We start from the raw sequence: 20,393 nt of genomic DNA, 5'->3' as shown, positions 1-20,393 counted from the left end.
GGCCGGTGGCGATCACGACGCCGCACTGGACCGTGGGCGACCGGCTGGCGGCCTTCCGCGTGCTGCTCCCGGCGGACCCGGGACCGACCGTGGTGCTCGCGGTCGGGGAGGTCCTCGGCCCGCACCTGCGCGCGGCGTTCCCGGGCGCGCTGGACCTCGAGGAGGCGCTCGCCGCGGGCGTCCGCGCCAGCCTGCTCGTGGTCGAGACCGAGCACGAGCCGTACGACGCCGGGCGGCCGCCGGTGCCGCTCGCGCCGGGGGCGAGCGTCGCGGTGCTCGGCGCGGGGCCCGGCGCCGGGGGCGACCACGTCCTCTACCCGAGCGCGCACGAGCCGGAGCTGCTGTGGCGCACCGGGTGGCCGGTCGCCGCCGGGGACCCCGTCGCCTGGGCGCGCCGGCGGGCCGGCCTGCGGGCCGCCCGGCACCGCGGGGCGCCGCGCCTGCGGGTCGAGGGCCCGCCGGCCCCGACGCTGGCCGACGAGGTGGTCGCCGAGGTGACCGAGCAGCTCGGCACGCCGGGGCGGCTGGTGGGGGTGACCACCGCCGGGCACACGCTGCTGCGCGTCCGCACCGGCGCCGGCGACGTCGCGGTGCGTCTGGACCTGCTCGACCACGGGCCCGACCCGTTGGAGCGGGTCCGCGCGGAGGTGCCGGCCGCCGCGCCTTTCCTGGCGCGGGCGCTGGCGACCGGGACGACCCGGGGCCGCGCGTGGGTCGCGACGGCCTGGCTGCCGCGCGGCGGGCGGCTGCGCTGGCCGTGGCCGCGGCCGGAGTGGCAGTGGGCGGTGGCCGACGAGCTGGCCGACGTCCTCGCGGCCGACCGCACCGGGACGACCGCGCCGGGCTGGGCCCGCTCGTGGTGCGACCGGGCCGGCGTCGTGCCCGCTCCGGTCCGGGAGCGCTGGGCGCGCCTGCTGGCCGTGCTGGAGGCGGGGCTGCCGACCGGCTGGTGCCACGGCGACCTGTGGCCCGGCAACGTGCTGCTCGACGGCGAGACCGCCGTCGTCATCGACTGGGACAACGCCTCGCCGGACGCCCCGGCCGGGCTCGACCGGCTGCTGGTGCCCGCGCTGCGCGACGTCGCCGAGCCCGGCCGGACCGTGGCCGAGCAGGTCATGGCGCTCGTCGACGACCACGACCGGCCCGGGTCGGTCGGCGGGCTCGACGTCGCGGGCCGGCGCTGGCGCGACTGGGACCGCGAGCACCGCCAGGCCCTGGCGCTCGCCGCGGTCGTGCTGTTCCTGCGCAACCGCTCCCCGCACGACCTGCCGGCCGACGCGCTGGCCACCCACCTGGCGGCGGTCGACGCCGCGCTGGCCGTCCCCGCCCCCGCCCCGGCCACCGCCGACGACCCCGGCACGGGGGAGACCGGCGAGGCCGGGCGCACCGCCCGCGGCGCGCTGTGGCTGGCGACCAACGGGGTGGTCGTCAAGACCTCCCAGACCGTCGTCCTGCTCGCGCTCGCCGCGATGCTCGCCCCCTCCGCGCTCGGCCTGGTCGCGCTCGGCACGCTGGTGGCCAACGTGGCGGTGCAGCTCGCGAGCCTCGGCACCGCCAGCGCACTGGTCTACTGGCGCGGCGACGTGCTGCGCGCCGCGCGGACCGCGGTCACCATCGGCGTGGGGCTCGCGGTCGTCCTCGCCGCCCTGCTGTGGGTCTCGGCGCCGTGGCTGGCGGCCACCCTCGGCGCCGCCGACGGGGGAGCAGCGGTGATCCGCGGCCTGACCGTGGTGCTGCCGTGCACGGCCGTCGCCGGGGTCACCAACGAGCTGCTCCGGCGCGAGCTGCGGTTCCTGCGCCGGATCATCCCGGACACCGTCTCCTCGGTGGTCGGCGCGGTCCTCGCCGTGGTGCTGGTCTCCCAGGGCAACGGCGTCATGGGGCTCGTCGCGGGCCAGGTCACCCAGGCCGTGCTGACGATGCTGCTCTCCTGGTGCGTCCACCCGCCGGTCCGGCCGGGCTGGGACGCCGCCGACGCGCGGGGGCTGCTGTCCTACGGCGGCCCGTACGCCGGCACCCACCTGCTGGAGCTGGTGCAGCTCAACATCGACTACCTGATCGTCTCGGCGGTCCTCGGCACGATCGCGCTCGGGCAGTACTCCCTGGCCTTCCGCCTGGCGTTCATGCCCTACCTGATGATCGTCGTGGTCATCACCGGCGCCGCCTTCCCCTACCTGTGCCGCGTCCGCGGCCGCGAGCTCGGCCGCGCGGTCGTCGTGGTGACCACGGTGACGCTGACCCTGGTGCTGCCGCTGAGCCTCGGCATCGCGCTGGTCGCCGACCACCTCGTCGTGCTCGGGGACAAGTGGTCCCCGGCCGTGCCCGCGGTGGCCTGGCTGGCGGCGTACGGCGGGCTGCTCAGCATCGGCCTGCTCGTGCAGACCGCGGTCAACGCGGCCGGCCGCCCGGTCCTCGCACTGGGCCTGCGGCTCGCGCACCTCGTGCTGCTGGTCGCCACCCTGGCCGTGGTGGTGGACCGGGGCATCACCGTCGTCGCCGCGGCCCAGGCGCTCGTCGCCGCACTGGTCGCGGTGCTCGCCCTGGGCCTGGCCCGCACGTTCGTGTCCGGGTTCTCCCTGCGGGCGCTGGCGCTCGGGCTGGGGCCGGCGCTGGTCAGCGCGCTCGCGCTCGTCGCCGCCGTGCTCCTCGTGCGCGCCCTGCTCGGCGACGTCCCGCCCGGCCCGTGGACGCTCGCCCTCCTCGGCGCGGCCGGCCTGGCGGCGTACGTCGGGCCGCTGTGGCTGCTGGACCGCGACCACCTCCGCGAGGCCGCCGCGCTGCTGAGGAGGCCGGCATGAGACCGGGCACCCGTGCCGTGGCCTCGGTGGTCCGACCGGTCGCGCTGGCCCGCCGCTCCCTGGCGACCGCGCCCGGGCTGACCGTCGTGGGCTGGCACCGCGTCGACGGCCGCACCTCCGACGGCCTCTCCACTGGGATCGACGACTTCCGCCGCCACCTCGACGTGCTCGAGGAGTGGGGCGCGTGCGTGCTGCCGCTGGCGGAGGCCGCCGCGCGGCTGCGGGCCGGCACGCTGCCGGACCGGGCGGTGGCGCTGACCTTCGACGACGGCTACGCCAGCGTGGTCGAGACCGCCTGGCCGCTCCTGCGCGAGCGGGGGCTGGCCACGACGCTGTTCGTCGTGAGCGGCATCCTCGCCGGCCAGCAGTTCGCCTGGGACGCCCACGAGCCGGCGCCCTGCCGCACCGGCCGGCTGCGCCCGGCCACCGCCGAGGAGCTCGTGGCGGCCGCCGACGAGGGGCTCGACATCGGCTCGCACACCGTCAGCCACCCGTGGCTGCCGGCGCTCGACGACGACCGGCTGCTCGCCGAGCTCGTCGAGTCGCGCGCGGTGCTGGAGGACCTGCTGGGCCGGCCGGTCCGCTCGCTCGCCTACCCGACCGGCGGCTGGGACGCCCGCGTGCGGGCGGCCGCCGCGGTCGCCGGCTACTCCGTCGGCATCACCGTCGACCGCGGCCTCAACACCGGCCGGGTGCACCCGCTCTCGCTGCGCCGCGCGTTCGTCCCGACCGAGGCGGCCGACCTGCGCCACGTCCTCGACGGCGCCTACACCTTCCTCCGCCCGCTCGACCGCTGGCGCAGCCGCGGGGGGCCGCCATGGTGACCCACGACCTCGTCCTCGACCTCGGCCTGCGCCGGGAGGCCCCGGTGACCCGGCCCCGCGCGGTCGGCACCTTCGTCGTGCCGCTGCTGGTGGCCGCCCTCGGCGGCTTCGCGGTCGGCTTCGCGCCCCAGCCGGCGGTCCTGCTCGGCACCGCCCTGGTGGTCGGCACCGCGCTGCTGGTCCGCCTGGAGTGGGCGGCCCTGGCCGTCGTCGCGAGCGCGGTCTTCGAGGACTACCTCGCCCTCGTGGACCCGCGGGCCACCAAGGTGCTCGCGGCGGTCCTCCTCGCCTCCTGGCTGGTACGCCGCAGCCGTGGCCCGCTCCGCGGCGCGACCCACCCGCTGGCCGGCGCCCGCAGTCCCGGCCGCACCGCGGTGCTCGGCGCGATCCTCGTGCTGGTCGTGGTGCTGCTGGCCGCGACCGCGCTGCACCCCAACGGCCCTGCGGGCGCCGCCGTGCTGCTGCGCTGGGCCGGCTTCGTGGTCGTGCTGCTGGTGCTCGTCGACGCGATGCGCGGCCCGCTCGCGCCCCGCACCGTCGCCGGGGTCTACGTCCTGTCCTGCACGGCGGCCGCCGTCTGCGGCATGGTCGCCTACCTCCTCGGCGCCGACCGCCGCGTCGGCGGGCCGATCGGCGACCCCAACGACCTCGGCTTCTTCCTGCTCGCCGCGATCCCGCTCGCGATCGCCCTGCGCGCCGGCGCCCGCCGCCGGTGGGTCCACGACCTTGCCGTCGCGCTGATGCTCGCCGCGGTCCTCGGCACGCTCTCCCGCGGCGCGCTGCTCGGCCTCGGCGTCGCCGTCCTCGTCGCGCTGCTGACCCGGCAGGTCACCTGGCGCGCGGTGCTCGCGCTCGGCGTCGCCGGGCTGACCACCGTCGCGCTGGCGCTCTCGCTGTTCCCGCAGCTGGTCGAGGTCAGCCTGGACCAGAAGGGGGTCGTGGCCGACCAGAACGTCTCCGAGCGGCTCGACCTGTGGGAGTCCGCCGGCCGGATGACCCTGGAGGCCCCGGTGCTCGGCCACGGGCCCGGCTCCTTCGCCCTCGAGCACCGCGACCACCTCGGCCGGCTGCCCGACGCCGTCGACCACGACCTCGACGTCGCGCACAACACCTACCTGGAGACCTCCGCCGAGGTCGGCCTGCTCGGGCTCGCGGCGTTCCTCGGGCTGCTCGGCGCCGGCTACCTGGCGGCCCGGTCGGGGTGGCGCGCCCGCCGCGACCGGCTCGCCGGCGGCGTCGGCGTCGCGCTGGCCGGCACCGCGGTGGCCGCGGTCTTCGTCACCGAGCAGTACTTCCTGCCGCTGTGGCTGCTGTGCGCCCTCGGCGCGGCCCTGGCCCGGGAGGAGCGGCCGTGACCCGGGTGGTGCAGGTCCTGACCCAGTCCTCCGGCGGGCCGGTCGACCACGTGTCCGACGTCGCCGCGGAGCTGGCCCGGCGCGGGGTCGACAGCCACGTCGTCGGCCCGCGGCCCGCCTCCGGGACCGCCCCCGCCCCCGGCGTCACCTGGCACCCCACGACCGTCGCCGGCAAGGTCGACGCCCGCGGCGCCCGGGAGGCGCTGGGGCTGCTGCGGTCGCTGCGGCCCGACGTCGTCCACGCCCACGACCGCCGTGCCGGCTGGCTGGCCCGGCTGGCCGCCCCGGTGCTGGGCGCGCCGGTCGTCTACACCCTGCACGGGGTCGCCGACGGGCTCTCGGACCTGGTCGCCGGCAACGTGCGGGCCGCCGAGCGGCGGCGCCGGGACCGGCTCTACTACCTGACCGGCGAGCGGCTGGTCACCCGCTGGGCCCGGGCCCGGGTCGTCGTGCCGAGCGCCGCCGTGGCGACGTACGCCGTGGAGCGGGTGGGCCTGCCCGGGCGGGCCGTGTCGGTGGTGCCCAACGGCGTCGACCCGGCCCGGTGGCGCCCGGCGCCGGGCGGCCCGCCGCCGGGGCCGGTCACCGTCGTGTGGACCGGGGTCCTCGGCGGGGTGAAGCGGATCGGCCTGCTGCTCGACGCGCTGGCAGCGGTGCCGGCCGCCCGGGCGCTGGTGGTCGGCGACGGCTCCGACCGCGCGCTGGTCGAGCGCCGCGCCGCCGAGCCGGGCCTGGCCGGCCGCGTGGAGCTGACCGGGTGGCTGGCCGACCCCGCGCCGGCGTACGCCCGCGGGCACCTGCTCGCGCTCACCTCCGCCGCGGAGAACCTGCCGCTCTCGGTCCTCCAGGCGATGTCCTGCGGGCTGCCGGTCGTGGCGACCGCCGTCGGCGGCGTGCCCGAGGTGGTCCGCGACGGCGTGGACGGCCTGCTGGCCCCGGCCGACGACCCGGCGGCGCTCATCGCCGCGCTCGCCGCCCTCGTCGAGGACGACGCGCGGCGCGAGCGCGCCGGGCGCTCGGCCCGCGCCCGCATCGAGGAGTCCTTCAGCCTCGCCCGGTGCGTCGACGGGCTCGAGCGCGTCTACGCGGAGGTGCGCGGATGAGGACGCTCATGGTGATCGCCGAGATGGGCTCCGGCGGGGCCGAGGCCGTGGTGGCCGACCTCGCCGCGGACCGCCTCGACCGCGGCGACGAGGTCGCCGTGGCCAGCGACCGCGGCTGGCGCACCGCCGGGGTCGCCGGCCGCGGGGCCGACCTGGTGCCGGTGCCCCTGCGGCGCCCGGGCGCGTCCGCGCTGGTCCGCTCCTCGGCCCGCCTGCACCGCCGGCTGCGGCACCGCCCGGCCGACCTGCTGCACACCCACAACGTCCGCGCGACGCTCGCCGCGTCCCTGGCCCAGCGCGCCGCCGGCCGCCGCGCGCCGCTGGTCGCGACCGTCCACGGGCTCGCGGCCGAGGACTACCCGCGGGCCGCGCGGCTGCTCGGCCGCTGCGCCGACCTGGTGGTCGCGGTCTCCGACGACGTCGCCGACCGGCTGGCCGACGGCGGGCTGCCCGCCGACCGGCTGCGCGTGGTCGAGAACGCCGCCCCCTCGCTGCGGCTGCCGGCCCGGAGGGCCGCGCGGGCCGCGCTCGGCCTGCCCGCCGACGTGCCGGTCGCGCTCGCGGTCGCGCGGCTGATCGCGCCCAAGCGGCCCGACCTGCTCGTCGATGCCTGGGCCCGCCTCGGAGCTTCGGGCGCGGCCGCGGCCCCGCTCCTGCTGCTCGCCGGCGACGGCCCGGCCCGCCCGGCCCTGGAGCGACAGGTCGCCGCGGCCGGCCTGGCCGGCGGTGTCCGGCTGCTCGGCGACCGCCACGACGTCGACCGGCTGCTCGCGGCGGCCGACCTGCTGGTGCTGGCCAGCGACCGCGAGGGCCTGCCGGTCTCGGTGCTGGAGGCGATGGGGGCCGGGGTGCCGGTGGCCGCCTCCGCGGTCGGCGGGCTCACCTCGCTGGCCGGCGCTGTCGAGCTGGTGGGTGAGCCCACCGCGGACGCCTGGGCCGAGGCGGTCCGGCGCCTGCTCGAGGACCCGGGCCGCCGGCAGGACCTGGCGACCGCGGCCGGCGCGCTCGTCGAGCGCCGGTTCTCACCGGCCGCGATGACGGCGTCGTACGACGCGATCTACCAAGACGTGACCTGATGGACCACCTGGGGGGAAGACCGATGGAGCTGCACCAGATCGGCGGGGCGCTGTGGCGCCAACGCCTGCTCGTCCTGCTCGTGCTGGCGGTGACCGCCGGCGCGGTGGCCGTGGGCGTGGCGCTGGCGCCGAAGACCTACCGCGCGACCGCCGTGCTGGCGGCCGCCGCCGACCCGGGCACGCTCGCCTCGGCCGACGACCTCGACGCGCTGCGCGGCACGCTGGCCGAGCTGGCCGGCAGCCGCGGGCTGCTCACCGAGGTCGCGGGCCAGCTCGACGTCGAGCGCGACGTCAGCGACCTGCGCTCGGCGGTGAGCGCGGAGTGGGTCGGCGGCACCATCCTGATCCAGGTCGTCGCCGAGGACAGCGACCCCGTGGTGGCCGCGGACCTGGCCAACCGGGTCGCGATCACGCTGCCCTACTACGACCCCAGCGCCGGCTCCTTCCTCTTCACCCAGACCAACGAGGCCCAGCCGCCGCGCACCTACAGCAGTCCCGACCTGCTGCTGGCGATCGGCGTCGGCGCGGCGCTCGCCCTGGTCCTGGCGGTGGCCGCCGCGGTCGCCCGCGACCGGCGCACCAGCACCGTCGACACCGGCGCGGTGGCCGAGGAGGCGACCGGCGCGCCGCTGCTCGCGCACGTGGGCGTGCCGCGCGACGCCACCACGCTGCCCGCGCTCTACCCCGGCACGGCCGCCGCCGACGTCTTCCGCCAGCTGCGCATCGCGCTGGAGGCGCAGGCCGCGGGCGACCCGGTCAGCCGGGTCGTCGTCGCCGGCGTCCGGCCGGGGGAGATCAACGTCTGGCTCGGCGCCAACCTGGCGATCTCGCTGGCCAACGTCGGACGGACCGTGCTGCTCGTCGACGGCCGGATGGGCCCGCGCCACGGCCGCCCGATCGCCGCCGAGCCCGACACCCCGGGTCTCTTCGACGTCCTCGCCGGCACCGACCTGCGCCACGCGGTCAGCCCCGGCCCGGTCGAGCTGCTGAGCGTGCTGCCGGCCGGCGACGCCGGCTCCGAGCCGTACGAGTCGATGCTCGAGACCACCTTCGCCGACACGATGGCCGAGGCCGAGGCGGCGTACGACGTCGTCATCGTGCTCGCGCCCCCGCTCGAGGTCTGCGACGACGCCCGGGTGATGGCCGCCCGCGGCGCGCTGCTCATGGTGGTGCCCGAGGGCGAGGTCTCCGCGCCCGCGCTGCGCGCCCACGCCGACCGGGTGCGGTCGGTGGGCGCGGGCCTGCTCGGGACGGTGCTCGTCGGGCGCCGCGCCGAGCGGGTGCTCACCTAGGCGGCCGGCGTGTCCAGGCGCCCGCGTCCGGACGGCGACATCCGCCGCCGGCTCCACGTGGCCCACGTGGCCGAGCCCACCACCGAGGGCGTGGCCGTGGTGCAGTACTCCTACCTCCGCGAGCAGCTGCGGCGCGGCTGGCGGGTCACCGTCATCTGCCCCTCCCACGGCTGGCTCGGCTACTCCGCGCGCGTCGCGGGGGCCGAGGTGCGCTGGTGGTCCGCGACCCGCGGCCCCGGCCGCTCGGTGCTCGCCGAGACCGCCGAGCTGCGCCGGATCCTCGCCGACGTCGACCCCGACGTCGTCCACCTGCACAGCGCCAAGGCCGGCCTGGCCGGCCGGCTCGCGGTGCGCGGGCGCCGGCCCACGGTCCTCCAGCCGCACGCGTGGTCCTTCCTCGCGGTGGAGGGGCCGGCACGCCGCGCCTCGCTGCTGTGGGAGCGGCTCGCGGCGCGCTGGACCGACCGCCTGGTCGCCGTCAGCGAGGCCGAACGGCTCGCCGGCGCGGAGGCCGGGATCGAGGCGCCCACCCGGGTGCTGCCCAACGGGGTGGACCTGCTGCGCCTGGAGGTGCAGGGCCCGCAGCAGCGGCTGGCGGCCCGCCGCGGGCTCGGCCTGCCCGACGTGCCGACGGTGGTGTGCGTGGGCCGGCTGACCCGGCAGAAGGGCCAGGACGCGCTCCTGGACGCCTGGCCCTCGGTGCGCGAGCGGGTGCCGACCGCGCAGCTGGTGCTCGTCGGCGACGGCCCGGACCGCACCGAGCTGGAGCGGCGGGCCGCCGACCTCGACGGCGTGCTGCTGGCCGGCGGCCGCACCGACGTGCCGCTGTGGCTGGCCGCGGCCGACGTCGTCGTCGCGCCCTCGCGCTGGGAGGGGATGCCGCTGGTGCCCCTGGAGGCGATGGCCTGCGGGCGCAGCGTGGTCGCCACCGCGATCCCCGGCATCGTCGAGGCCGTCCCCGACGACGCGGGCCAGCTGGTCGCGCCGGGCGACGCCCACGCCCTGGCCGACGCGGTGGTCTACCGGCTGCAGGCCCCCGACGTGGCCACCGACGAGGGCTGGGCCGGGCGGCTGCACGTGGAGGACCACCACGACGAGCTGACCGCGGCCCGCGAGGTCATCGGCGTCTACCTCGCGGTTCTCCGGGAGCGGCGGGGCCGAGCCGCACGGCGCCGACCTCTCCTCGCGGCGCCCGGACGAGGACCGGGAGCGTCCGGCACAGGATCTTGACGTCGCTCCACAGCGACCAGTTCTCGATGTAGAAGTTGTCGACGCGGGTGCGCTCGGCGATCGAGGTGTCCCCGCGGAGCCGGTGCACCTGGGCCAGCCCGGTGAGCCCGGTGGGGACGCGGTGCCGGTCGGCGTACCGGCTCTCGCTGCGGCTGAAGACGTCGACGAAGTGCGGCCGCTCCGGGCGCGGGCCGACCAGGCTCATGTCGCCCTTGAGCACGTTGACCAGCTGGGGCAGCTCATCGAGGCTGGTGCGGCGCAGGAACCGCCCGACCGGCCCGACCCGCTCGTCGCCGTCGATGCTCCAGCGGGTGGCGCTCTCGGCCTCGTCGTCGGGCTTGAGCGAGCGCAGCTTGTAGAGGGTGAAGGGCTGCCCGCCGGTCCCGACGCGGGTCTGGCGGAAGACCACGCCCGGCCCGGTCTCGATCCGCGAGGCCAGCGCGCACGCCGCGATCAGCGGGGCGGTGAGGACCAGGCCGACCGAGGCCAGCGCCACGTCGAGGGCGCGCTTGCCCCACCGCGCGAGCGGCCGGTGGCCCCAGCGGCGCAGCCGCATCAGCGTCACGCCCTGGACCACCTCGGTGCCGCGGGTGCCGGTCGCGCCCATCAGCTCGTGGAAGCGGGGCACCACGAAGACCTGGCGGTCCTGCTCGACGCAGCGGCGCACGACCGCCACGGTCTCGGCGTCCGGCGGGGCGGGGAAGGCGAAGACGACGTCGTGCACGCCGAGGTCGGTCATCGCCTGCTCGAGCCGGTCGATCCCGCCCAGCAGCGGGACCGGCAGCCGCCGGGCGCTGGCCCCGCGCTCGACGATCCCCACCGGGCGCAGGCCGAGCTGGGGCTGGTCGAGCAGGGTGGCGGCCAGCGCGGAGCCCACCGGCTCACCGCCGACGATGATCACCGGGTGCCCGGCGAGCCCGCGGCGGCGCAGCGCGTGGATGGTCGTGTACGCCGCCGTGCGGACCACCAGCAGCAGCAGGGCCAGGCCCGCGGCGAACGCCGGCACGACCGGCCAGGTCGGGTCGCCGGTCACGCCGATCCGGGGCGCCGCGGCCACCAGCGCCAGCGTGCCGAGCACCGCGGCGAGCAGCAGCCGCGGCAGGTCCTCCAGCACCGAGAGCACCAGCCGCGGGCGGTAGAGGTCGGCGCTGGAGCAGGTCAGCAGCACCGCTGCCGCGGCCGCCCCGACCGGCACCGCCCCGATCCGGACCGTGCCCACGACGGGCGCGGCCGCGGCGACGACGGCCAGCAGGTCCAGGAGCACCAGCAGCGGGCGCTGGGTGCGCAGGGACGGCAGCCGACCCGCCCAGCGTTCGGACATGCGCATGCGACGACACCCCCCGGAGGAGGGTCTACCCCCGCCCCGGGACGGTCAACCCTCGCGGGCCGCCTCGCCGGCCGCCCGGCACGATGGGGGCGTGGCCACCACCGTCGACGCCCTGCTCGAGGAGTGGGGGCTGGTGCGCGACGGCGAGCCGCACGCCTCGGACCGCGCGAGGGTGCTGCCGGTGCGCGGCGAACGTGGGGCGGCCGTGCTCAAGGTCGGCGTCGTCGAGGAGCGCACCGAGCACGAGGCGCTCGCCCTCCAGCGGTGGGGCGGCGCCGGCGCGGTGCGCCTGCTGCGGGCCGACCCGCACCGGCGCGCGCTGCTCCTCGAGCGCCTCCCCGGACCCGATCTCGCCGACCCGGCCGCCGGCCAGTGGGACGTCGCGGCCTGCGAGCTCGTCGGGGCGCACCTGGCCCGCCTCCACGTCGACCCGCCGCCGCAGGTGCCCCGCCTGGCGACGTACGTCGCGGGGCGGACGGAGGCGCTGGCCGGGCTGCCCCGCGACGCCCCGCTGCCGCGGCGCCTGGTCGAGCAGGCGGTCGCCCTGGGCCGCTCGTTCGTCGCCGACCCCGGCGCGGAGCGGCTGCTCCACACCGACCTGCACCACGCCCACCTGGTCGCGGGCGAGGACCCGGACGAGTGGCGCGCGGTCTCGCCCAAGCCGCTCGCGGGCGACCCGCACAGCGAGGTCGCGCCGCTGCTGTGGCACCGCTGGGAGGAGGTGGCCGGTGACGTCCGTGGCGCGCTGCGGCGGCGTTTCCACGCCGCGATCGACGCCGCCCTGCTCGACGAGGACCGCGCCCGGGACTGGGTCGTGGTGCGCACCGTCCACCGCGCGCTGGCGCACCTGGCCGACCGCGAGGTGGTCACCCGCTGCGTCGCGGTCGCCAAGGCCGTCCAGGAATAGCCCCGGCCGTCCAGGCCGGCGGACCGGACGAAGATGCGACGCGCGCGCCGGATGCGGGTGAGAATCCTCGCGTGTCCCAGCTCGTCTCCGTCAACGTCGGCACGCCCCGCGAGGCGGCGTGGGCCGGCATCGGCCGCACCAGCATCGACAAGGCTCCGGTGACCGGTCCGGTCGAGGTGGGCCGGCTCGGCCTGGCCGGGGACAAGGTCTCCGACACCCGCCACCACGGCGGGGTCGACCAGGCGGTCTACGCCTACGCCCGCGAGGACCTCGACCGCTGGGCGGTCGACCTGGGCCAGGAGGTCCGCGACGGGCAGTTCGCGGAGAACCTCACCACCCGCGGCGTCGAGGTGACCGAGGCCGAGGTGGGGGAGCGCTGGGCGGTCGGCACCGCGCTGCTCGAGGTGGCCTACGTCCGCACGCCGTGCAACGACTTCAAGACCTGGATGGGCCGGTGCGGCTTCGACAACCGCGCCTGGGTCAAGCGGTTCACCCTCGACGGCGCGCCGGGGGCCTACCTGCGGGTGCTCGCGCCCGGCACGGTCCAGACCGGTGACGCGGTGGAGGTGCTGCACCGGCCCGGGCACGGCGTCACCATCGCGACGATGTTCCGCGCGCTGCACACCGAGCCCGCGCTGCTGCCCCGCCTGCTGGAGGTCGAGGGCCTCGCGGAGAAGGCACGCCGCAAGGCCGAGCAGTACGTCGCCGCCCGCTCCTGAGGGAAAAACTTTGATCGGGTGTCCAATCAAAGAGAACTCCCTACTCGCGAGTTGGAAGTGACGTAGGTTACCTGGAACGATCCGCGACGGGAGGAGCGGCCGCTTTGGCCTCCCCTCCCTGCCGTCACCCAGGAGAGCCATGCCCGTCATCCACGACACCAGCTTCGTCGACCACCTGGCCCCGAACATGGCCGTTCAGTTCCTCGACCGTGTGGCCGCGTCGTCCGCGGCCGAGGCCTTCCGCTTCCCGCGTGGGGAGGCATGGGAGTCCGTCACCTGGGCTCAGGCGGGCGAGCGGGTACGCCGCCTGGCGGCCGGTCTGCTGGCGCTCGGGCTGGAGTCCGAGCAGCGCGTCGGCATCGCCGCGGGCACCCGCTACGAGTGGATCCTCTCCGACCTGGCGGTCATGTGCGCCGGCGGCGCGACCACCACGGTCTACCCGACGACGAACGCCCCCGACGTGGCGTACATCCTCGGCGACGCCGAGTGCCGCATCGTCTTCGCCGAGGACGACGAGCAGCTGGCCAAGATCCGCGGGCACAAGAACGAGCTGCCGCACCTGATGAAGGTCGTCACCTTCGACGGCGCCGCGGACGGCGACTGGGTCATCACGATGGACCACCTCGCCGAGCTCGGCGAGAAGTACCTCGCCGACCACCCCGACGTCATCGAGAAGACCGCGCAGGCGATCAAGCCCGAGCAGCTCGCGACGCTGATCTACACCTCCGGCACCACCGGCAGGCCCAAGGGCGTGCGCCTCCAGCACCGCTCGTGGGTCTACGAGGGCGCGGCGATCCAGGCCCAGGACATCCTCCACGAGGAGGACCTGCAGTTCCTGTGGCTGCCGATGGCCCACTCCTTCGGCAAGGTGCTGCTCTCCAGCCAGCTCGCGTGCGGCTTCGCGACCGCCATCGACGGCCGGATCGACAAGATCGTGGAGAACCTCGGCATCGTGAAGCCGACGTTCATGGGCGCCGCCCCCCGCATCTTCGAGAAGGCCCACGGCCGCATCGTCACGATGCAGGCCGCCGAGGGCGGGGCGAAGGAGAAGCTGTTCAAGAAGGCCTTCGAGGTCGGCATCAAGGTCGACCGGCTCAAGCGCGACGGCAAGAGCGTGCCGCTCGGCCTCAAGCTCCAGCACGGCCTGTTCGACAAGCTGGTCTTCAGCAAGGTCCGCGACCGCTTCGGCGGCCGGGTCCGCTTCTTCATCTCCGGCTCGGCGGCGCTGAACCAGGAGATCGCGGAGTGGTTCAACGCCGCGGGCATCCTCATCCTCGAGGGCTACGGCATGACCGAGAACGCCGCCGGCGCGACGGTCAACCACCCCGACGGCTACAAGATGGGCACCGTGGGCCCCGCCCTGCCGGGCGCCCAGGTCCGCATCGGCAAGGGCGACGAGGTCCAGATCAAGGGCCCGCACGTCATGGAGGGCTACCACAACCTGCCCGAGGAGACCGCCAAGGCGTTCACCGAGGACGGCTGGCTGCGCACCGGTGACAAGGGCTCGCTCGACGCCGACGGGTTCCTCACCATCACCGGTCGGATCAAGGACCTGTTCAAGACCTCCGGCGGCAAGTACATCGCCCCCTCGGCCATCGAGTCGAAGTTCAAGGCGCTGTGCCCCTACACCAGCCAGTTCATGGTCTTCGGCAACGAGCGCAACTACTGCGTCGCGCTGATCACCCTCGACCCCGACGCGATGGCGGCGTGGGCCGGGGAGAACGGCATGGCCGACAAGTCCTACTCCGAGGTCGTCGCCTCCCCGCAGGTCAAGGAGATGGTCGCCGGGTACGTCGAGCAGCTCAACGGCCGCTTGAACCGGTGGGAGACCATCAAGAAGTGGGAGATCCTCGACCACGACCTCACCATCGAGTCGGGCGAGCTGACCCCCTCGATGAAGGTCAAGCGCAACGTCGTGGAGGACAACAACAAGGCGCGGATCGACGCGCTCTACGCCTCCTGATCCACCGCTCCACCCCCAGCTCCGCCCACATCTGAAGACGGCTCCACCGCAGAGGTGGCCACCCCCGGTTGACGCGTTCGAACGCATGTTCGATACTGGGGTGTGGCCACCTCTTCGTCTGCAGCGCCCTCCGCGGGGGGTGAGATCGAGCGCCTGCGCGAGCGCATGCAGCGGATGACCGACGGCGTCGCGCGCCGGCCGCTGCCGACCCATCCCGCCCTCGGCGGCGTGGTGCAGCTGCGCACCGGGGGCAGCTACGAGGTCGACAGCGTCACCCTCGCGCTGGCCCTGATGGCCGGCCCCTCGCAGGCGGGTGAGTGGTGCGCGGTCGTGGGCGTGCCGGACTTCGGCGCGGAGGCGGCCGCCGCCGCCGGCGTCGCGCTGGGCCGCACCGTGCTGGTCCCCGAGCCCGGGGAGCAGTGGCTCGAGGTCACCGCGGCGCTCGTCGACGTCGCCCCGCTGGTCGTGCTGCGGCCGCCGCCCCGGGTGGGGGAGCACGTCGCGGAGAAGCTCGGCGCCCGGCTGCGCAAGCGCGGCGCCGTGCTGGTCTCCCTCGGCCCGTGGCCGCGCTGCGAGGTCCGGCTGACCACCTCCGAGCCCCGGTGGACCGGGGTCGGTCTCGGCCACGGCCACCTGCGCAGCCGCCGGCTGGTCGTCGAGGCGCGTCGCGGCTCGGCTCCACCGCGGCGTACGGCGCTGTGGTTCCCCGGCGAGCAGGGCGAGCCCGTGCCCGCGCCCGCCGCCCCGGTGGTCCTCCCCGGTCCCGTCGCGGTCGCGGGCTGAGATGCGCGCGCTCGTCGTGTGGTGCCCGGACTGGCCGGTGGTCGCCGCCCTGGCCGAGGAGGCGCTGCCCCCGCGGCAGCCGGCCGCGGTCTTCTCGGCCAACGTGGTGCAGGCCGTCAACGGCCCCGCCCGAGACTTCGGCGTACGCCGTGGCATGCGGCGGCGCGACGCCCAGGCGCGCTGCCCCGAGATCGCCGTCCTGCCCGCCAACCCCGACCGCGACGCGCGGGCCTTCGAGGACGTGCTCGTGGTGCTCGAGCAGCTGCGGCCCGGGGTGGCCCCGCTGCGGCCTGGCCTGGTGGCGCTCCGCTCGCCGGGCCGGTTCTACGGCGGGGAGTCCGAGGCCGCGGCGGTCGTGGCCGAGCAGCTGGTCGGCCACGGGGTCTGGGACTGCCGGGTGGGGATCGCCGATGAGCTGTTCACCGCCGAGCAGGCGGCCCGGCGCGCCGGGCCGCAGGACAGCGTCGTGGTGCCGGCGGGGGAGTCGGTGCCGTTCCTGCGCGCCCTGCCGGTCGAGGTGCTGGAGGACCCCGAGACCGTCGGCCTGCTCAAGCGGCTGGGCCTGCGCTCGCTGGGCCAGCTGGCCGACCTGGGCGCCGGTGACGTGCTGGCCCGGTTCGGTCGGCAGGTGGCCTGGGTGCACCGGGTCGTCTCGGGTCGCGGCGAGACGCTGCTCGCCGAGCGCACCGCCCCGCCCGACCTCGAGGTGCACGTCGACTTCGAGCCGCCGCTGGACTCCGCGGAGACCATCTGCTTCAGCGCCCGGCGCACCGCCGACGCCTTCGTCGAGCAGCTGGCCCGCCACGGCCTGGTCTGCACCGAGCTGCTCGTGCAGGCCGAGGCCGACGGCGTCGTGGCCTCCTCGCGGCGGTGGGTGCACCCGCGCTGGTTCGGCGCCGCGGACGTCGTCGACCGGCTGCACTGGCAGCTCCAGGGCGCGATGAACGGGATGAGCCGGGGCGGGGAGATCCGCGCCCCCGTCGGGCGGGTGCGGTTCGTGCCCGAGACCGTCGTCCCCGACTCCGTCCACGCCGACGGGCTCTGGGGCGGCACCGACGAGCGGGTCCAGCGCGGCATCGCGCGGGTCCAGGGGATGCTCGGCCACGAGGCGGTCCTCGTGCCGGTGCTCCAGGGCGGCCGCGCCCCGGCGGACCGGCAGGCGATGGTGCCCTGGGGCGAACGGCCCACCGGGCTGCGCCCGACCGGCCTGCCCTGGCCGGGCGCCCTCCCGCCCCCCGCGCCCGCCCGGGTGCTGGCCGACCCGTGGCCCGCGGCGCTCGTCGGCCCCGGCGGGCGGCCGGTCGTGGTCGACGAGCGGGGCGCGGTGCGCGGCGAGCCGGCGCGGTTCCGCCCGCACGCCGACGAGCCGTGGCAGCCGGTCGCGGCGTGGGCCGGCCCGTGGCCGGTCGAGGAGCTGTGGTGGGAGGGCACCCCGCGGCGGGTGGCCCGCTTCCAGGTGGTCGGGGTCGATGGCCGGGCCTGGCTGATGACCTACGACCAGGCCGCCGCGGAGTCGGTGTGGTGGACCGAGGCGGGCTACGACTGATGACCCGGTCGAGAGGAGGGGACTGATGGGCTGGAACAACCCCGCCATGCCGTGGGCCGAGCTCGAGCGGCGGCTCTCCGGGCGCCCCGACCTGTCCTCGGAGGCGCCGATCTCGCGGCGCAAGAGCCGGCCGAAGCAGACCGACGTCGCCGCCCCCGACGGGCCGGTGGTGCCCTACGCCGAGCTGCACTGCCACTCCGGGTTCAGCTTCCTCGACGGCGCGAGCTCGCCGGACCAGCTGGTGCTCGAGGCGATCCGGCTCGGGCTGGACTCGTTGGCGATCACCGACCACGACGGCTTCCACGGGGCGCCGCTGTTCGCCGAGACCGCCCAGGTCAACGCCGCCCCCTCGGGGCGCTCGGGCCTGCGCACGGCGTACGGCTCGGAGCTCTCCCTCGACCTCGGCCGGGCCCAGCAGGGCGTGGCCGACCCCGAGGGCACCCACCTGCTGGTGCTCGCCCGCGGGGTGGAGGGCTACCACCGGCTGGCCGCGGCGATCACCGACGCCCACCTGCGCGGCCAGGAGAAGGGGCGACCGGTCTACGACCTCGCCGAGCTCGGCGAGCGCGGGCGCGGCCACTGGCTGGTGCTGACCGGGTGCCGCAAGGGCGCGGTGCGCTCGGCGCTCGCGGCCGAGGGGCCCGCCGCGGCGGCGCGCGAGCTGCGCCGGCTCGTGGAGCTGTTCGGCCGCGACTCGGTGGCCGTCGAGCTGGTCGACCACGGCTACCCGACCGACTCGGCCACCAACGACCTGCTCTTCGCGATGGCCGCCGAGCACGGCCTGCCCGCGGTGGCCACCAACAACGTCCACCACGCCCGCCCCGGCGACCACCGGCTGGCCGCGGCGATGGCGGCGATCCGGGCCCGGCGCAGCCTGGCGGAGATGGACGGCTGGCTGCCGGCGAGCGGCGCGGCGTCCCTGCGGTCGGGGGAGGAGATGGCGCGGCGCTTCGCCCGCTACCCCGGCGCGGTGGCCCGCTCGGTGGAGCTGGCCGACCAGGTCGTCTTCGACCTGCAGAAGGCGACCCCGCGGCTGCCCAAGGACGGCATCCCCGAGGGGCACACCCCGATCAGCTGGCTCAAGGTGCTGACCTGGCGCGGCTTCGAGGAGCGCTACTACGGCACCGACCTGGAGGCCGAGGCGCGCGCGAAGATCCACCACGAGCTGGAGGTCATCGAGCGCAAGGACTTCGCCGGCTACTTCGTCATCGTCCACGACATCGTCGCCTTCGCCCGCTCCCGCGGGATCCTGTGCCAGGGCCGCGGGTCGGCCGCCAGCTCGGTGGTCTGCCACGCGCTGGGCATCACCGCGATCGACCCGGTCTTCTACAAGCTCCCCTTCGAGCGGTTCATCTCCGAGCACCGCGACGAGGAGCCCGACATCGACGTGGACTTCGACTCCGACCGCCGCGAGGAGGTCATCCAGTGGGTCTATGAGCGCTACGGCCGGCACAACGCCGCCCAGGTCGCCAACGTGATCAGCTACCGCCCCAAGATGGCGGTCCGCGACGCCGCCAAGGCGCTCGGCTTCTCCCCGGGCCAGCAGGACGCCTGGTCGAAGTCGATCTCCAGCTGGAGCCGGGTCGAGCCGGACGGAGACCCCGGCGAGACCGCGATCCCCGAGCCGGTCGTGGCGCTGGCCAACCAGCTGCTCGCGGCGCCCCGCCACCTCGGCATCCACTCCGGCGGGATGGTGCTCACCGAGCGCCCCATCGGCGAGGTCTGCCCGATCGAGCACGCCCGGATGGAGAACCGCACCGTCCTGCAGTGGGACAAGGACGGCTGCGAGTTCATGGGCCTGGTCAAGTTCGACCTGCTCGGCCTCGGGATGCTCTCCGCGCTCGACCACATGATGCGGATCGCGGCCGAGCACCTCGGCGACCACTGGGAGCTGGCGACGATCCCCAAGGAGGAGCCGGCGGTCTACGACATGCTCTGCCGCGCCGACTCCATCGGCGTCTTCCAGGTCGAGAGCCGCGCCCAGATCGGCACCCTCCCGCGGCTGCAGCCGCGCTGCTTCTACGACCTGGCCATCGAGATCGCGCTCATCCGCCCCGGGCCGATCCAGGGCGGCGCGGTCCACCCCTACGTCCGCCGCGCCACCGGGCGCGACCCGGTCGAGTACCCCCACCCCGAGCTGGTCCCGGTGCTCGAGCGGACCCTCGGCGTACCGCTGTTCCAGGAGCAGCTGATGGACATGGCCAAGACCATCGGCGACTGCACGCCCGACGAGGCCGACCTGCTGCGCCGGGCGATGGGCTCCAAGCGCGGCATCGAGCGGATCGAGAGCATCAAGCACAAGCTGTACGCCGGGATGGAGCGGCGCGGCATCGTCGGCGACGACGCCGACGCGATCTACGTCAAGATCCTCTCCTTCGCCAACTTCGGGTTCGCCGAGAGCCACGCGCTGTCCTTCGCCAAGCTCGTCTACGCCAGCTCCTGGTTCAAGCTGCACTACCCGGGCGCGTTCCTCGCCGGGCTGCTGCGCGCCCAGCCGATGGGCTTCTACTCCGCGCAGTCGCTCGTCGGCGACGCCCGGCGCCACGGCGTCACCGTGCTCAAGCCCGACCTCGAGCGCTCCCGCGCCCGGGCCGACCTCGAGCCGCTGGGCCCCGGCGCGCGCACCACCGGGATGGACTCCTGCCTGCTCGACCACCCGGGCAAGACGTTCTTCGTCCCCGGCACCCCCGACCCCACCCCGCAGCACCGGCGCGACGCGGCGTACGCCGTCCGGCTGGGGCTGGACTCGGTGCGCGGGATCGGCCCCGAGGTGGCGGCGCGGATCGTGGCCGCCCGGGCCGAGCGCCCCTTCCGCGACCAGGTCGACCTCTCGCGCCGCGCCGGCCTCGACACCCGCCAGCTCGAGGCGCTGGCGACCGCGGGGGTCTTCGACTCCAGCGGGCTGACCCGGCGCCAGGCGCTGTGGAACGCCGGCTGGACCGAGCAGGAGGACCAGCTCGAGGGGGTCCGGGCCTCGGGGGCGGCGCCGATGCTGCCCGACATGGACGAGGTCGAGGTGACGATGGCCGACCTGTGGGCCACCGGGGTCACCACCGACAGCCACCCGTTCGGCCACCTGCGCGACCAGCTGCGCCGCGCCGGGATCCGGTCGGTGGCCGACCTGGCCGCGACCGAGGCCAACCGCCGGATCAGCGTCGCGGGGCTGGTCACCCACCGCCAGCGGCCCGGCACCGCCGGCGGGGTCACCTTCCTCAACCTCGAGGACGAGACCGGCATGCTCAACGTCATCTGCACCGTCGGGGTCTGGCGGCGCCACCGCAAGGCCGCCGCCGGGTCCGCGGCGGTCGTCATCCGCGGGATGCTCGAGCGCGAGGACGGCGCCACCAACCTGGTGGCCGACAAGATCTCCTCCCTCGAGGAGCTGCACCCCGAGGCCGGCCGCGCGCTGCGGGACAAGCACCGCTCGCGCGACTTCCGCTGACGCCGCCGGCGATGTGGCCGGCCGTCTC

Annotated in this window: 14 protein-coding genes; 13 read left to right on the top strand and 1 reads right to left on the bottom strand. The window is 76.3% G+C overall.

Going from position 1 to position 20,393, the window contains the following annotated elements; all coding sequences use genetic code 11:
• Positions 1 to 5: 5 nt before the first annotated feature.
• Genes HPC71_RS14560 through HPC71_RS14530 form a run of 7 tightly spaced genes read left to right on the top strand, consistent with a single transcriptional unit; the run spans position 6 to position 9,678 of the window.
• Positions 6 to 2,798, top strand: coding sequence for an oligosaccharide flippase family protein (locus HPC71_RS14560; protein WP_171896849.1), 2,793 nt, complete (start codon positions 6 to 8; stop codon positions 2,796 to 2,798).
• Complete coding sequence (locus HPC71_RS14555; RefSeq protein WP_154617028.1) at positions 2,795 to 3,622, top strand: polysaccharide deacetylase family protein; 828 nt, start codon at positions 2,795 to 2,797, stop codon at positions 3,620 to 3,622. Before HPC71_RS14560 ends, HPC71_RS14555 begins: the two co-directional genes overlap by 4 nt.
• On the top strand, positions 3,616 to 4,977 hold the full coding sequence (locus HPC71_RS14550) for an O-antigen ligase family protein (RefSeq protein WP_154617025.1): 1,362 nt from the start codon (positions 3,616 to 3,618) through the stop codon (positions 4,975 to 4,977). Before HPC71_RS14555 ends, HPC71_RS14550 begins: the two co-directional genes overlap by 7 nt.
• Positions 4,974 to 6,080, top strand: coding sequence for a glycosyltransferase family 4 protein (locus tag HPC71_RS14545; RefSeq protein WP_154617023.1), 1,107 nt, complete (start codon positions 4,974 to 4,976; stop codon positions 6,078 to 6,080). Before HPC71_RS14550 ends, HPC71_RS14545 begins: the two co-directional genes overlap by 4 nt.
• Positions 6,077 to 7,156, top strand: coding sequence for a glycosyltransferase family 4 protein (locus tag HPC71_RS14540; RefSeq protein ID WP_154617021.1), 1,080 nt, complete (start codon positions 6,077 to 6,079; stop codon positions 7,154 to 7,156). Before HPC71_RS14545 ends, HPC71_RS14540 begins: the two co-directional genes overlap by 4 nt.
• A 23-nt stretch (positions 7,157 to 7,179) precedes the next feature.
• Positions 7,180 to 8,448, top strand: a complete 1,269-nt coding sequence (locus HPC71_RS14535; protein ID WP_171896848.1) for a P-loop NTPase family protein — start codon at positions 7,180 to 7,182, stop codon at positions 8,446 to 8,448.
• A gap of 9 nt (positions 8,449 to 8,457) precedes the next feature.
• Positions 8,458 to 9,678 (top strand): glycosyltransferase, encoded by a 1,221-nt coding sequence (locus tag HPC71_RS14530; RefSeq protein ID WP_154617017.1) that lies wholly within the window; start codon positions 8,458 to 8,460, stop codon positions 9,676 to 9,678.
• On the opposite strand, the gene HPC71_RS14525 is transcribed toward HPC71_RS14530, so the two are convergent.
• Positions 9,566 to 10,999, bottom strand: a complete 1,434-nt coding sequence (locus tag HPC71_RS14525; protein ID WP_171896847.1) for a sugar transferase — start codon at positions 10,997 to 10,999, stop codon at positions 9,566 to 9,568. The two genes, HPC71_RS14530 and HPC71_RS14525, sit on opposite strands and share 113 nt — an antisense overlap.
• Before the next feature lie 97 nt (positions 11,000 to 11,096).
• Here HPC71_RS14525 and HPC71_RS14520 point away from each other — a divergent pair, with 97 nt between their 5' ends.
• The 6 genes from HPC71_RS14520 to HPC71_RS14495 all read left to right on the top strand — a co-directional run bounded on the left by HPC71_RS14520 (position 11,097) and on the right by HPC71_RS14495 (position 20,365).
• Positions 11,097 to 11,912, top strand: coding sequence for an aminoglycoside phosphotransferase family protein (locus tag HPC71_RS14520; RefSeq protein WP_171896846.1), 816 nt, complete (start codon positions 11,097 to 11,099; stop codon positions 11,910 to 11,912).
• Between the two features lie 71 nt (positions 11,913 to 11,983).
• Positions 11,984 to 12,631 carry an MOSC domain-containing protein gene (locus HPC71_RS14515; RefSeq protein WP_171896845.1) on the top strand — a complete coding sequence of 216 codons (648 nt, stop codon included), beginning with the start codon at positions 11,984 to 11,986 and terminating at the stop codon, positions 12,629 to 12,631.
• 139 nt (positions 12,632 to 12,770) lie between these two features.
• A complete protein-coding gene (locus HPC71_RS14510) occupies positions 12,771 to 14,594 on the top strand; it encodes an AMP-dependent synthetase/ligase (RefSeq protein WP_154617011.1) in 1,824 nt (607 codons plus the stop codon).
• 174 nt (positions 14,595 to 14,768) lie between these two features.
• Positions 14,769 to 15,377, top strand: a complete 609-nt coding sequence (gene imuA', locus HPC71_RS14505; protein WP_230084651.1) for a DnaE2-dependent mutagenesis accessory factor ImuA' — start codon at positions 14,769 to 14,771, stop codon at positions 15,375 to 15,377.
• 1 nt (position 15,378) lies between these two features.
• A complete protein-coding gene (locus tag HPC71_RS14500) occupies positions 15,379 to 16,923 on the top strand; it encodes a DNA polymerase Y family protein (protein ID WP_154617009.1) in 1,545 nt (514 codons plus the stop codon).
• Positions 16,924 to 16,948: 25 nt separating this feature from the next.
• Positions 16,949 to 20,365 carry an error-prone DNA polymerase gene (locus HPC71_RS14495; protein WP_154617008.1) on the top strand — a complete coding sequence of 1,139 codons (3,417 nt, stop codon included), beginning with the start codon at positions 16,949 to 16,951 and terminating at the stop codon, positions 20,363 to 20,365.
• Positions 20,366 to 20,393: the final 28 nt, after the last annotated feature.

The sequence above is a fragment of the Nocardioides marmotae genome, assembly GCF_013177455.1.
Lineage (GTDB): Bacteria > Actinomycetota > Actinomycetes > Propionibacteriales > Nocardioidaceae > Nocardioides > Nocardioides marmotae.
The sequence above is the reverse complement of the archived record's forward strand: the minus strand, read 5'-3'. Positions and strand labels throughout refer to the sequence as shown.